The sequence below is a fragment of the Brevundimonas sp. T2-11 genome (assembly GCF_055397675.1).
Genome location: NZ_AP027920.1, coordinates 2,651,189 through 2,664,424 on the forward strand (window position 1 = coordinate 2,651,189; position 13,236 = coordinate 2,664,424).

Sequence of the window (13,236 nt, forward strand, 5' to 3'; positions counted from 1 at the left end):
ACCCGGTCTAGCTGAGCGCCAGTCGGGCCAGATTTTGGTCGCCGCGCTGGCAGGCCGGCCCGGCCTCGTCGCGGATCGACACCCCTGCCGCCGCCAGTTCGGCCAGGAAGACCTGACCCGCGTCCGGTTGGGCCTCTCGGTCGTCTGTCGCCGGCGCGCCGGGCGCCGGGCGGCACAGACTCAGCGCCGGACTGGCCCGCCAGCGCGCCAGGGCCCAGACGGCGCGGGCGCGCGCGTCCGCATCACCCAGGTCCACCGACTTCGGCTCCTGCACCGGCGGCGTCACCCAGACGTCCACACCGTCGAATCGCGCCCGCAGGGCGGCTTCCAGGGCATAGGCGCTGTTCAGATCCAGCCCCGCGTCGGGTCGCAGCAGGACGATGGCGCGCCGCCCCTCGGCGTCGGTCATCACCGCATCGGTGGCGAAGGGCACGGCCTCGGCCAGACGGTTGCGCAGGGCCGCCGCCGGATCGGGCGCCGTCGCCTGACTGGTCTGGACCGCGCGGGCCGCCGCCTGCGGATCGGCCACGACGATCTGATCCAGGGTCGCCGCCACCGGCACGTGCAGGGCCGCCGTCAGCCGCTCCTGCAGCCGCGCCTGGGCGTCGGCCACCAGCTTGCGCGTGCTGACCAGGGTCGAGACGGTCACGCCCCGTCCCTCGCTGCGGGCGTCCAGCAGGGTGATGCGCGACTCGCCCCCGGCGAAGATGTCTTCGACCGCCAGCCGCGTCTCGGCCGTGGCCCGGCTCTCCAGGGCGATGCTGCGCAGCGACAGGGCCAGCGGCACGGCCAGGAGGACGAAGACCACCATGACCGCCACCCCGCGCCAGGGCTTGGGCCGCTCCAGTAGGCGCGGCCGAAAGCCGTAGAAGCCCGCCGTCACCGTCGCCGCCAGGGCGATCGCCACCAGGTTGGTCATGAACAGGAAGAAGGCGCCCCCCGCGATCGACAGGTCGCCGGTCCCCAGGCCGAAGCCCACCGTCGCCACCGGCGGCATCAGGGCGGTGGCGATGGCCACGCCGATGATGGTCTCGCCGCGCTGCCGGATCACCGCATAGGCGCCCGCGACGCCGGAGAAGACCGCGATCAGCAGGTCGAAGAAGTTGGGCCGGGTGCGGGCCAGAATCTCGGCCGTCGGCTCCTTGAGCGGCGACAGCAGGGTCAGCAGGATCGCCACGAACAGCGCCAGCCCCACCCCGACGCCCAGCGCCGTCAGCGACTGCTTCAGCTCGTTCCAGTCCAGCAGCGCCAGCGAGAAGCCCAGGGCCACGATCGGCCCCATCATCGGCGACACCAGCATGGCCCCGATGACCACGGCCGGCGACGACAGCATCAGGCCCAGGGCGGCGATAGAGGCCGAGATCACCGTCATCATCAGATAGCGGCCGTTCAGTCCGCCGTTCTCATAGACGGCCTGGGCGACTTCCGCGTGCTCGACCCCGCGCCGGGCGCTGACCAGCAGGCGGCGCAGCAGGTTGCGGGTCTGGTGAGCGGCGGGATTCTCGACGGTCATGCCCTTTCATACCGCCCTGTGAGGCTTCACGGAACGACGGGCGTCGCGAAATCGGGAATCAGCGCCTAAATAGGGCCATGACCCAAGCTCGTACTGTCCGCCTCGCCGTCATCGGTTCCGGTCCCGCCGGCTGGACCGCCGCCATCTACGCCGCCCGCGCCTCGCTGAACCCGGTGGTCATCGCCGGCCTGCAACCCGGCGGCCAGCTGACCATCACCACGGATGTCGAGAACTATCCCGGCTTCGCCGAGACCATTCAGGGTCCCTGGCTAATGGAGCAGATGCAGGCCCAGGCCGTGCACGTCGGCACCGAGGTCATCCACGACATCGTGGTCAAGGCCGACCTGTCGCAGCGCCCCTTCCGCCTGACGCTGGACAGCGGCGCGGAACTGTTGGCTGAAACCGTGGTCATCTCGACCGGCGCCCAGGCCAAGTGGCTGGGTCTGGACAGCGAAGCTGAATACCAGGGCTTCGGCGTCTCGGCCTGCGCCACCTGCGACGGCTTCTTCTATCGCGGCAAGCAGGTCGTGGTGGTCGGCGGCGGCAACACCGCCGTCGAGGAGGCCCTGTTCCTGACCAACTTCGCCGAGAAGGTCACGGTCATCCACCGCAAGAACGAATTCCGCGCCGAGAAGATCCTGCAGGACCGCCTGTTCGCCCACCCGAAGATCGAGGTGATCTGGGACGTGACGGTCGATGAGATCCTCGGCGTCGTCGACGGCGTGGCCCGCAACGTCACCGGCGTGCGCCTGAAGAACGTCAAGACCGGCGACCTGTCGGAAATCCCCGCCGACGGCGTCTTCATCGCCATCGGCCACGCCCCGTCGTCGGAACTGTTCGCCGGCCAGCTGGAGATCAACTCGGGCGGCTATCTGCGGGTCAAGCCGGGCACGGCCTCGACCGCCATCGAGGGCGTCTACGCCGCCGGCGACGTGACCGACGACGTCTATCGCCAGGCCGTCACCGCCGCCGGCATGGGCTGCATGGCCGCGCTGGAAGCCGCCCGCTTCCTCGCCGAGGAAGACCACAAGGCCGCCCACAATCCCATCAGCCACAAGGAAGCCGAAAAGATCGGCGCCTGGTGATCGACTAAGGCCCGCCCTGTTCCGGCAGGGCGGGCGTCAATCATATTCTCTCAGTCGGGGCAAACGCATCGTCGCCCTCAGCCCGCCCTCGGCGTGGTTGCTCAGGCTCACACGCCCGCCGCTGCGCTCGATGATTGAGCGGCTGATCGACAGCCCCAGCCCCGCCCCGCCTGTGGCGCGGCTGCGCGAGGCCTCCATACGGCGAAAGGGTGAAAAGACCGCCTCCAGTTGATCCGGCGGCAAGCCCGGCCCCGCGTCGTCGATAACGCAGACGATCTCGTTCGCTTCGGACGTCACGGCGACGTCGGCCCGATCGCCATACAGCACAGCATTGTCGATCAGGTTGGTCAGGGCCCGCTCCAGCTGGTCCCGGTCGCCGCGAACCAGATGCTCGCCGTCCGCCGTGAGAGTCACGGCCCGACCCATCGCGACCTGCCGCATCACCACCTCGCGCGCCAAATCCGCCAGATCCAGCGGCTCGACGGTCCACGGCGCGTCCTCGCCCCGGACATAGGTCAGCAGTTGGGCGATCAGACGCTCCATCCGCGCAATGTCGGCGACGGCGACCTCGCGCGGCCCCGCCGCCAGCCCCTCGACCCGCAGGCGCAGGCCGGTCAACGGCGTCCTCAGATCATGGGCCACGGCGGCCATGATGGCGCTGCGCTCCTTCAAGGCCTCGCCCAGACGGTCGCGCATGGCGTCCAGCGCCCGCGCCGCTTCCTGCGCCTCACGCGGTCCGCCGACGAAGGCCTCGGCCCGCCCCTCGCCACGCGCCGCCTCAGCCAGCCGCTGAAACGGCGCCGTCAGCCGTCCCGCCCCCCACAGGGCCAGGGGCAACAGGACAGCAGCGGCGATCAGGAAGGCCAGCCCCATGCGCAGGCGCTGCGGCGTCAGCCAGGGCGACGGCGGCGTCGCCACGACCCAACGCCCGTCCGCATGACGCGCCGCCGCCTCGAAGGGGGCGAAACTCATGCCGGGCGACAGGGCCATGCCCGCCAACAGGGCCTTCAGCCCCTCCGACGGCGCGCGTGACGGAGGCCCGCCCGCCGGAATGCGCTCGGGGCTCAGCGGTCGCACCCGCACCTCGGTCATGGGCGCGTCCAGCAGCACCGCCAGCCCGGCCTGGGCCACCAGAGCCTGTCCCTCGCGCGCGGCCTCAAAGGGCGGCGCGGCGACCACGCGACGCCGCCAGCCCGTCTCCGTTTCTCCGCTCAGGGCCGCCTGCGCATCGGCCAGCGTCACCCGCGCCGGCGGCGGAGCGGGAAAAGCCAGGGCGATGACGAAGGCGACCGTCAGGCACAGCAGGATGGCCGCGACAGTGAAACCTGCCGCGAGAGTTCGGATAGAGAGCCTGTTCATCGCCGTACCGGTGCGCGGAAGCGATAACCTGCCCCGCGCACAGTCTCGATCAACGCCGCCTGCCCCGGCCGCTCCAGCTTGCGCCGCAGACGGCTGACCGCCAGATCGACGGCCCGGTCGAAGTTCTCGGCCAGGGGCCCATGGGTGTTCTCCAGAATCTGGTCGCGGCTGAGGATGCGCGCCCCTGACCGCACGAAGGTCAGCAGCAAGGCGAACTCGCCCGCCGTCAGCTCCACCGCTGCTCCCCCGGGATCCAGCAGGCGCCGCGCCTCGACCTCCAGCCTCCAGCCCTCGAAGGCCAGCGGCCGATCCGTCGCCTCATCGGGCAGCGCGGGACGGCGCAGCACCGCGCGGATGCGGGCCAGCAGTTCGCGCGGCTCGAAGGGCTTGGGCAGATAGTCGGCGGCGCCGACCTCCAGGCCGACGATGCGGTCGGTCGTCTCGCCCATGGCGCTGAGCATCAGCACCGGCGCCCGCCCCTGCAGCCGCCGACAGATCGACAGCCCGTCCTCGCCCGGCATCATCACGTCCAAGACGACCAGATCGGGCAAGGCCTCGGCCAGCCGCGCGTCCATGGCCGCCCCGCCGTCCGCCGTGCGCACGGCGTAGCCCGCGCCCGACAGATAATCGCCCAGCGCCGCCCTCAGGCTGGCGTCGTCATCGACGATCAGGATGTCGGCCGTCGCGGTCATGATCCCCCAGTCCTAGCGCCCCTTCTGTATCTCTGTTGTGTCGGCGCGCTCCGGGCAAGCGCCCTGTCGGACATGAAGGCGATACGGACGCCCGCCAGCCTGCGCCTCCACCTTCGGAGACGCCCATGTCCGCCCTTGTCCTGCTGCTGACCACGACCGCCGCCTCGGTCGCCCTGCTTCACGCCTCTGATTCCCTCTGCACGCGCGCCCTCGCCGCTGCACCTGACCTCAGCTGCGCCGAGGCGGGACGCGGCGTCGCCCTGGCCGCCACCCCGGAGGAGGCGGCGCGGTTGGCCGGCTATGCGCGCGCGGCCGAGGCCCGGTTCGCCGCGCAGTTCGGTCGCGACATCGCCCCCTATGTCGTGATCTCGACCCCGCCCGTCCCGCAGCGCGCGGCCCTGAGCGCCACCGGTTTCACGCACATCCTGCCCTGGCCCGCCCTGCGCACCTTCGACGAGGCCGCCCGTCGCGGGGTTGAACAGGGAACCCGGCGCTTCGCCGCTTCGCAGAACATGACCCCGGCCCAGACCGAGGACGTCGTCGCCCGCGCCCTGTCCCAGATCCCCGACGCCAAGGCCCAGGCCGCACTCGACGCCGGCATGGTCCCCCATGAACTGGGCCACCTGTGGTTCACCCAGGCCTTCTGGCCCCAGCGCGCCTCGACCGACGCCGACGCCCCCCACCACTACGGCGGTCCCGGCCCCGACTGGCTGGACGAAGCCGCCGCCGTCGTTCTGGAGGACGAGGCGACCGCCGCCCAGCGCCGCGACCAGTTCCGCGCCCTGATGAGGGGCGAGACGGTCCCCGCCGTCGGCCCCATCGACGGCCGGTCCCTGCTGCTGGACCTGCCCGGCCTGCTGTCGCGCGAGCATCCCGGTCTGGCGCGCGCCGTCGCCGCCGCCCCTGACGTCGCGGCCAGCGGCGGGATCGGCGTCAGCTTCACCCCGGCCGGCGCCGGTCCCCGGCCCGCCGCGCTGGAGCGCGTCTTCTACATCCAGACCCGCGTCTTCGCTGACTACCTGATCCAGACCTCCGGCCGCCCGACCATCCTCGCCGAGATCGCCGAGGCCCTGGCGTCGGGACGCAGCTTCGAGGCCTGGTTGACCAGCCAGGGCGCCGCCCACGGCCTGCCGGCCTCCATCCCCGATCTGCAGAAGGGCTGGCGCGCCTACGCCGAGCGCCAGTGACCCAACACCCCTTGAATAGCGCCGTTCGCCGCATAGGTTCAGACGGACCGAGGGGGGAAGGCCAATGCTTGTTTTCATGACCGTGACCATGCTGTTGCTGGCCGCTCTGCCCACGACCTCCATAGGGCGGAGCCTGCACCGGCTGCTGGTCGAAGCCCCCGCGCGGTGGCTCAACGCCCTGTCGCCCGGCCGTGTCGCCTTCTACGCGGCCCTGGGGGCGGCGGGCCTGATCCTGTTCGGCCTTTTCGAGCTTGAGGGCCTGCGCCTGTTCAGCCTGTTCACGCCCGAGTTGATCCTCTGGTTCGGCATGTTCGACGTGGCGGTCTTCCTGGACGTCTTCATCCTCGCCGCCGCCCTGGGCGCGACCGCCCGCTTCCGCGCCATGCGCGCCGCTCTGGTGCAAAAAGTCAGTCAGGTCGGCGCCTCCTTGCGGCGACGGCCCGCCGCGAGGCCACGCGCGCCGAAAGCTCGCCCGGTTCGCGCCGACAAGACCGGTTCAGAACCCGACCCAGGCTGGGCTGTCTTCGCCTGACGCCTCGCGCGTCGGGTCAGGCTCCGGGCTTGCCGACTTCCTCGACCGCCATGGCGGTCACGCCGGGCGGCGGCGGCGCCACGGTGACGGTCGGCGCAGGCGCGGCCTCATAGGCCTTCAGCCGCTCATTGATGGCGGCGATCTCTTCCTTGCTGGCCTGGCGACGGCCGCCCAGGCTGGCGACGCCGACGACGCGGGTCTGGCCGTCGATCTCGACCGTGCGCAACTGGTTCGGCGCGGCGCCGGCCAGAGCCTCCTCGACGCTGTCGGCGGCGGTGGCCAGCAGGATGCGAGGCCTGGCGAAACGGGCCTCGTCAATGACGGGCTCGCGGCCCGCCGATCTCTGGACGAAGGCGGCGCTTTCGCCCGGCGCGCCCTTCCAGCGATAGAAGATGTGCGCCCCGACCTGGGTGATCTTGGCCAAGGTCGGCGACCACCAGGGGTGGACGTAGTCGGCGTGATAATGGGTCGCCGTCCCCACCCGCGTCGCCACATGGCCGGCCAGGGCGCGCTCGGCCACGCGGGCCGCGCGGGTCCAGGCCCAGTTGATGGGGGCGCGGCTGAGGGCCCCGTCGCAGGTGAAGCTGAACTGGCAGCCCGTGGTCCGCTCGGCGCCCTGATAGACGACGCCGCAGACCGTGTTCGGATAGTTGGGATCGCGCACCCGGTTCAGCACGACCTGGGCCACGCCCTCCTGCCCCTCGGTCGGCTCCAGCGCCGCCTCGTAGTAGACGGCCTGGGTCAGGCAGCGCAGGGCGCGCTTGCGGTCGGCCTCGGTGGCGGGGCGCAGGTCGAAGGGCAGAGCCGGTTGCAGGGCGCCGAAGGCCGTGGGCATGGCCGCGTTCAGTTGCTGGGCGGCGACGCCCGAGACGCCCGCGTCCAGCGACGGCTTGCCGCCCAGGCTCAGGCTCTCCCACCCCGGCGTCAGGCCGTACAGCTCGGGCAGGTTCAGCGCCGGATCGAAGCGGCGCGCCACGGCCAGTTGCCCGGCGTCCAGCCGCGCCATGACCAGCTGCAATCCGCGCGGGGTCAGATCGCCGCCGGTCGCGCGGGCCACGGCCTCGGCTGTGCGGTCGATGTCGGGGCGCGGGCTGGAGCTGGCCGACATGGCCACGCCCATGACCGCCAGGCTGACGGCCACGGCCATGGGCGCCATGGCGAGGGCCTGACGTCCGGTCGTCTTCAGCTGCGGCAGGCGGCCTTTCAGCATCCAGCGTCCCATGTGCGGCGCTGGCGAGCGCCGGAAGACGATCTCAGTGACCGCCCAATCCGGCGCTTTTCAGGCCCGAAGATTACTGTTCCGTGAGGAGGCTAGCGATCGCCCAGGCTGGAGCGCAGCATCCAGGCGGCCTTTTCATGGGCGGCCAGACGCTGGGTCATCAGGTCGACGCTGGCCTCGTCGCCCACCTCGTCGGCGGCGTCCAGGGCGGCGCGGGCCGTGGCGATCAGCACGCCGTGGTCCTTGATCAGCTCCTTGAGCATCTCGCTGGCGTCCTTCTCCGGGTCGCCGTCCTTGATCGAAGTCAGGTTGGCGAAGGCCGAGGCGCTCTGCGGCGCCAGTTCGCCCAGGGCGCGGATGCGCTCGGCGATGTCGTCCAGCGCGGCCCAGATCTCGTTGTATTGCTGCTCCAGCAGCTTGTGCAGGCTGAAGAACTCCGGCCCGCGGACGTTCCAGTGATAGCCGTGCGTCTTCTGATAGACGGCGAAGCTGTCGGCGAGGACCTTGGACAGTTCGCGGGCGACCTCGTCGCGTTCCCTGGGTTTCAGGCCGGTGTCGATGGCGGCGGTCATGGCGGCTCCTGTTTGCATCACGGTGTGAGTATCCAGCCTAGCAGTTAGGAAATCCGGGCCGCGATCCAAGGGGTCGCGTCCGGCGCCCGACCGGAATCTTCCATCCGCTAACGCCGCAGGTTCGAGCCTGTTGCGTCGTGGAGGTCCCCAGATACGCGGAGCAGAAGTCCCATCACGGACTTGCTACTTCAAAAAGCAATGTTTTCCATGAGAGCTTGCAACCTCAACGCAACTGGAGGTGGCAAAATGACCCGTTTCAAACAGGCCCTGGCGATCATCGGCGTGGCCACGGCGACGACCTTGTCGGCGACCGCGCCCGCCATGGCGCTTTCCGAACCGCTTTACGACTACATCTACTACAGCGACGCCACCAAGACCGTTCAGGTCGGTTCCTGGACGGGGGTCTGCTACAACGGATGGGCGGGCGTCGCCGAATTCCCGGACGGCACGGTCACCGCCCACTTCGACAAGATTCGCACGGGAACCTGCCTGGATAACGGCGGCACGATTCATCAGTAAATGCGACAGCCCCGGCTCGGGCCGGGGCTGATCAACATCAGCGCTGGCGCGCCTTGCGAGCCGCATAGCGCGCGTCACGGGCGGCCTTCTGCTCTTCCTTGGTCAGCTGCTTGCGCTCCTTGCGGGCGGCGCGTCTGGCGGCGTCGACCTCGTCCTGGGCGGCCATTTCGGCGGCCAGACGGGCGGCTTCCTTCTCAGCCTTCAGGCGGCGCTGCTCGGCCTTCTCCAGCTCGAACTGCTGGCGCTGGGCTTCCTTCTCGGCGGCGCGCTTCTCAGCCAGCTTCTCGAACTCGGGGTCCTGCACCGTGGGCTTGGGCTTGAACTTGGCCAGAAGCGCCTTCTTGGCGTCCTGCTGGGCGGAGATACGATCGTTGAAGCCGGTTTGTTTGAGGTCTCGCATGCGTAGAGGCGGTCTTCCTTGAAACTCTGATGGAGGGGCGACGCCGACGTACGGCGGCCCGGCGGGCGTGCAGACATGCGAACGGCCCGGCGCGCTGCCAAAGCCGAATCCGGCGCAAAAAGCAAGCTCTGCCGCCGTTTCGAACCGTCAAACACGCAATTTCGAGCGGAAATCGACGCTCGACAGCCGGATGGGGCGCTTCAGCGCCGCAGACAGGCGACGACTGGAATTGTCAGTCAGCGGTGCGGCTTGTCGATATGTCCGACCGCCGCGCCGGCCGCACCGCCCACGGCCGCGCCGACCGGTCCGGCCACCACGGCGCCGGCGATGGCGCCGGTCGCCGCCTTCTGCTCGATCGTATGGCCGCAGGCGGCGAGACCCAGGGCGGAAGCCCCCAGGGCGAGAACAGCGACGGCGCGGATCGAAATACGGGTCATCAGGCGGAGAACTCCTTGAAATGGTTGAGCTTGCAACGCCTTCGGCCGCGATCAGTTCCGATCTATGGCCGGACTCGGAGCAGAAAGTAGACACTGCCCCCGCAATAGGGTTTCCGCTCCGCCCATCCGGCGATCAAAATCATCGCATTGTAATCGAATACAGATTTCAGAAGATGTTCTGAAGAATAAACACGCCGCATTCATCAAGTGGAAATTGGACAGCTCTAACCGGCGGGCCGCTTTGCTGCGCCGCAATAACAATTGTCGAATCAACCACATTGAGGCCATAAACCGATGGCTTAAGGCCCGCCTTCCGGTGGTCGGCCGTTCGTCGACCCTGGGTCCGGAGCTGGTTCGCGACGCGTCATGTCGCCTGGTTTCGATGAGTACGGGGGCGGCATCCTCGCCCTGCTGAACAGGACTACGCCATTGAGTTTCTCTTCGCACACGCGTGCGCTGATGCACGCCGCCCAGTCTGTTCGCCTGCGCCCCAAGACGGCGGCCGCGGCGTTCGGCGGCGTGGTCAGCCTCGCAGTCGGCGGAGCCTATCTGGGCGGCATGGCCGCCCAGGCCTCCACCGTGCGCGCCCAGGCCGAGCGCCTGCAGGGCGCGGGCGCCGAGGGCTATACCCAGGAAGCCATGGCCGCCGCGGCCGGCGGTCTGGACGCCAGCGCCCTGGCCATCGCTGATCGCCACGATCCCTATTCCGTCGCCGGGTCCGCCCAGCGCGACCGCCAGGCGGAGCTGCTGACCGCCCGTCTGGATGAATCCCGGAACGGCCTGCGCCGCGCCAACCTCGCCAATCCCGCCGCCCAACCCTTCCGCCTCGGAAGCGCCCTGGACCAGTCGCGCGATCTGGATTGCCTGACCAAGGCCGCCTACTACGAAGCGCGCGGCGAAGGCGTCGACGGCATGAAGGCCGTGGCCCAGGTGGTCCTGAACCGCGCCCGTCACCCCGCCTTCCCCAATACCGTCTGCGCCGTCGTCTATCAGGGCTCCAACCGCAGCACCGGCTGCCAGTTCAGCTTCACCTGCAACGGCGCCATGCGCGGCGCCGTGAACCGGGCCGCCTGGAATCGCGCCCGCGACGTGGCCTCCAAGGCCCTGTCGGGTCAGGTCTACGCCGCCGTGGGCAACGCCACCCATTTCCACACCACCGGGGTCTCGCCCGGCTGGCGCAACAGCCTGGTCCGGGTCGGACAGGTCGGCGACCACCTCTTCTATCGTTTCGGCGGCCGCTCGGGCTCCAGCGAATCCTTCCGCTACACGCCCCGCCCTTCGACCGCCGAGCCGCGCCTGATGCAGGCCAGCCTTGAAGCTTCGGAACCGGCCCGATCGACCGGGGGCGCCGTCGCCTATTCCGCGATCCTGGCTCGCGAAGGCGTCAGCCTGCCCAGCGCCCAGCCCGCCTCGTCCGTGACGACCGTCGAGGGCGCGGCCGAATAATCCCGGTCCGCTTCAGCGGTTCTGCGTCTTCCACTGGGGCGTCATGTTCTGCCTCATATTGCCGAACCGCCCTTGTTCACGGGTGTTGACGTCTGCGTCGCCCGGCTGACCGGACTGAACGCCAAGGGCCAGGTCGCGACGATCCCTGGCCTCCTCGACGGAACGCGCGCCGTGGTCCGCGAAGCTGCGCTGCTCCTTCGGGACAGAGGGGGACTTGCTCATGGCGCTCTCCTTTCACTGAAAGGAAACGAGGTCCGGCGCACAGACGTTCCCGGCCTGCTTCTTGCTAGAAGCGGGGCAAACGTCCCAGACGTCCCGGAAAGCGCCGCATGACCCTGACCTCCGCAGCCCCGCCCGCCGCCTCCAAGATGCGCGGCGGCGCGCTCGACGCCCTGAGATTCGTCGCCGCCCTGTTCGTGGTGGTGTTCCATTTCGGGGATACGGCGCCGATCTCGCTGCAGTCGATGCACGGCTTCCTCGGTCGCGGCTATCTGGCCACCGACTTCTTCCTGATCCTGTCGGGCTTCGTCCTGGCCAAGGCCTATGGCGCGGGCGTCGCCAGCGGCAAGGTCTCCCTGGGCCGCTTCTGGCTCAAGCGCTTCGCCCGCTGCTATCCGACCCACCTGATCACCCTGGCCATTCTGGTCGTCATGGTCCTGACGGCCGGCGCCCTGGGGATGCAGGCGACGAACGCGGGGCGTTTCGACCTGGCCGGCCTGCCCGCCCAGATCTTCCTGCTGCACGCCTTCGGTCTGGGCGGCGGTCACTGGAACATCCCCAGCTGGACCATCTCCACCCTGCTGATCTGCTACGCCTTCTTCCCCATGCTGTGGCGGGGCATGCTGAGGATCAACAGCCTCTGGATCAGCCTGGGGCTGGGCCTGGCCATCATCGTCGGCTCCAACGCCCTCAGCCTGGCCCTGCTGGGCGAGCAGCAGTTCAGCCTGCCCTTCCAGTGGTGCATGTTCCGCGCCGCCCCCCTCTTCCTGGTCGGCCTGACCCTGGCGCGGGCGGTTCAGACCGGACGATGGACGGGCGGCTCGGCCCGTCTCGTCGGCTTTGGCGGCGGCGCCGTCCTTCTGGCCAACGCCTGGCTGGTCGGGCCGGACCTGATCAACGTCCTGGCCATCTGCGCCGTCATCATCGGCTGCGGCGCCTCGCCGGTCACCAGGCCTATCCCCGGCGCCGAATGGGGCGCCAAGGTCAGCTTCTGCCTCTTCATGGTCCACACCATCACCGGCGCCGTCTGGTTCGACGTGATCGAGCCCCTGGCCGCCCGCCTGCACCCGGCGGTCGAGAGCGTGGCCTGGGAGGCCTGGGCCATGTGGTTCGGCGCCCTGGCCTTCACCCTGATCGCCTCGGACCTCTACAACCGCTTTATCGACGAGCCGATCCAGAAATGGATCGGCCGCAAGTGGTTCGCCCGGCCGGCTAATTCGCGTCCAGACCCACGTCCAGCTGCGGAACAGAGTGCGTAAGGGCGCCGACCGAGATCACGTCCACGCCCGTCGCGGCGATGCCCGCCACCGTCGTCAGGTTGACCCCGCCTGAGGCCTCCAGCACCACCGGCCCGAAGGCGCTGTCCTTCACCCGGCGCACGGCCTCTTCCAGATCGGCCAGGCTGAAGTTGTCCAGCATGATGACGTCGGGGCGTTCGGGCAGGACCTCGTCCAGCTGATCCAGACCATCGACCTCGACCTCGACCTTCATCAGGTGGGGCGCGAAGGCTTTCGCGCGGCGCACCGCCTCGCCCGCCCCGCCGCAGACAGCGACATGGTTGTCCTTGATCAGGATGGCGTCATCCAGCCCGAAGCGGTGGTTCAGGCCGCCGCCGCAGGCCACGGCGTGCTTTTCCAGCGCGCGCAGACCCGGCGTGGTCTTGCGGGTGTCGGCGATGCGGGCGGTCGTTCCCGCCACAGCCTGCACATAGGTCCGCGTCAGGGTGGCGATGCCGCACATCCGGCCCAGCAGGTTCAGCGCTGTGCGCTCGGCCGCCAGCAGGGCGCGGGCATTCGCCTCGACCTCGACCAGAATGGTCCCGGCCTCGAAGGCCTCGCCGTCGGCGACCTTGAGGTTCACCGTCGCCTGCGGGTCCATGGCGTGAACCGCGATCCGCACCACCGCCCCGCAGGCCATCACCCCGGCCTGACGCGCGGCGAAGACGGCGCTGAGGCGGGCGTCCTCGGGGATGCAGGCCTGGGCCGTCACGTCGCCGACGCGGCCCAGGTCCTCGGCCAGGGCCATCCGTACGACGGGCTCGATCAGCAGGTCCGGC

15 protein-coding genes are annotated in these 13,236 nt (G+C 69.8%); 6 read left to right on the forward strand and 9 right to left on the reverse strand.

What is annotated here, in order from left to right:
• Positions 1-7: 7 nt before the first annotated feature.
• Complete coding sequence (locus ACZ5XO_RS12975; RefSeq protein WP_464162750.1) at positions 8-1,513, reverse strand: TIGR00341 family protein; 1,506 nt, start codon at positions 1,511-1,513, stop codon at positions 8-10.
• 77 nt (positions 1,514-1,590) lie between these two features.
• On the opposite strand from ACZ5XO_RS12975, the gene trxB reads away from it, so the two are divergent.
• Positions 1,591-2,598 (forward strand): thioredoxin-disulfide reductase, encoded by a 1,008-nt coding sequence (gene trxB, locus ACZ5XO_RS12980; RefSeq protein ID WP_464162751.1) that lies wholly within the window; start codon positions 1,591-1,593, stop codon positions 2,596-2,598.
• A gap of 36 nt (positions 2,599-2,634) precedes the next feature.
• On the opposite strand, the gene ACZ5XO_RS12985 is transcribed toward trxB, so the two are convergent.
• Both ACZ5XO_RS12985 and ACZ5XO_RS12990 read right to left on the reverse strand, forming a co-directional pair.
• The gene (locus ACZ5XO_RS12985) at positions 2,635-3,957 is read right to left on the reverse strand and encodes a sensor histidine kinase (protein ID WP_464162752.1); all 1,323 of its coding nucleotides are present in this window, start codon (positions 3,955-3,957) and stop codon (positions 2,635-2,637) included.
• Positions 3,954-4,649: a response regulator gene (locus ACZ5XO_RS12990; protein WP_464162753.1), complete on the reverse strand. Its 696-nt coding sequence runs from the start codon at positions 4,647-4,649 to the stop codon at positions 3,954-3,956. Before ACZ5XO_RS12990 ends, ACZ5XO_RS12985 begins: the two co-directional genes overlap by 4 nt.
• A gap of 125 nt (positions 4,650-4,774) precedes the next feature.
• Between ACZ5XO_RS12990 and ACZ5XO_RS12995 the strand changes: the two genes are divergently transcribed.
• Complete coding sequence (locus ACZ5XO_RS12995) at positions 4,775-5,836, forward strand: hypothetical protein (RefSeq protein ID WP_464162754.1); 1,062 nt, start codon at positions 4,775-4,777, stop codon at positions 5,834-5,836.
• A gap of 64 nt (positions 5,837-5,900) precedes the next feature.
• Positions 5,901-6,368: a hypothetical protein gene (locus tag ACZ5XO_RS13000; protein ID WP_464162755.1), complete on the forward strand. Its 468-nt coding sequence runs from the start codon at positions 5,901-5,903 to the stop codon at positions 6,366-6,368.
• 16 nt (positions 6,369-6,384) lie between these two features.
• On the opposite strand, the gene ACZ5XO_RS13005 is transcribed toward ACZ5XO_RS13000, so the two are convergent.
• Together ACZ5XO_RS13005 and ACZ5XO_RS13010 are read right to left on the reverse strand one after the other, a co-directional pair.
• Positions 6,385-7,578, reverse strand: coding sequence for a cell wall hydrolase (locus ACZ5XO_RS13005; RefSeq protein ID WP_464162756.1), 1,194 nt, complete (start codon positions 7,576-7,578; stop codon positions 6,385-6,387).
• A 101-nt stretch (positions 7,579-7,679) separates the two neighbouring features.
• Positions 7,680-8,159, reverse strand: a complete 480-nt coding sequence (locus tag ACZ5XO_RS13010; RefSeq protein WP_464162757.1) for a Dps family protein — start codon at positions 8,157-8,159, stop codon at positions 7,680-7,682.
• 246 nt (positions 8,160-8,405) lie between these two features.
• Between ACZ5XO_RS13010 and ACZ5XO_RS13015 the strand changes: the two genes are divergently transcribed.
• A complete protein-coding gene (locus ACZ5XO_RS13015) occupies positions 8,406-8,678 on the forward strand; it encodes a hypothetical protein (RefSeq protein ID WP_464162759.1) in 273 nt (90 codons plus the stop codon).
• A 37-nt stretch (positions 8,679-8,715) separates the two neighbouring features.
• Here ACZ5XO_RS13015 and ACZ5XO_RS13020 read toward each other — a convergent pair whose 3' ends face one another.
• Together ACZ5XO_RS13020 and ACZ5XO_RS13025 are read right to left on the reverse strand one after the other, a co-directional pair.
• Entirely contained in the window at positions 8,716-9,078 is a 363-nt protein-coding gene (locus ACZ5XO_RS13020) for a DUF6481 family protein (protein ID WP_464162760.1), read from the reverse strand.
• A 236-nt stretch (positions 9,079-9,314) separates the two neighbouring features.
• On the reverse strand, positions 9,315-9,515 hold the full coding sequence (locus ACZ5XO_RS13025; protein WP_464162762.1) for a hypothetical protein: 201 nt from the start codon (positions 9,513-9,515) through the stop codon (positions 9,315-9,317).
• A gap of 366 nt (positions 9,516-9,881) precedes the next feature.
• Here ACZ5XO_RS13025 and ACZ5XO_RS13030 point away from each other — a divergent pair, with 366 nt between their 5' ends.
• Positions 9,882-10,961 (forward strand): cell wall hydrolase, encoded by a 1,080-nt coding sequence (locus ACZ5XO_RS13030; protein WP_464162763.1) that lies wholly within the window; start codon positions 9,882-9,884, stop codon positions 10,959-10,961.
• A gap of 12 nt (positions 10,962-10,973) precedes the next feature.
• Here ACZ5XO_RS13030 and ACZ5XO_RS13035 read toward each other — a convergent pair whose 3' ends face one another.
• A complete protein-coding gene (locus tag ACZ5XO_RS13035; RefSeq protein WP_464162765.1) occupies positions 10,974-11,183 on the reverse strand; it encodes a hypothetical protein in 210 nt (69 codons plus the stop codon).
• Between the two features lie 107 nt (positions 11,184-11,290).
• Here ACZ5XO_RS13035 and ACZ5XO_RS13040 point away from each other — a divergent pair, with 107 nt between their 5' ends.
• On the forward strand, positions 11,291-12,439 hold the full coding sequence (locus tag ACZ5XO_RS13040) for an acyltransferase family protein (RefSeq protein ID WP_464162767.1): 1,149 nt from the start codon (positions 11,291-11,293) through the stop codon (positions 12,437-12,439).
• On the opposite strand, the gene nadC is transcribed toward ACZ5XO_RS13040, so the two are convergent.
• Positions 12,393-13,205 carry a carboxylating nicotinate-nucleotide diphosphorylase gene (nadC, locus tag ACZ5XO_RS13045; RefSeq protein WP_464164920.1) on the reverse strand — a complete coding sequence of 271 codons (813 nt, stop codon included), beginning with the start codon at positions 13,203-13,205 and terminating at the stop codon, positions 12,393-12,395. The genes ACZ5XO_RS13040 and nadC overlap by 47 nt on opposite strands.
• Positions 13,206-13,236 lie beyond the last annotated feature (31 nt).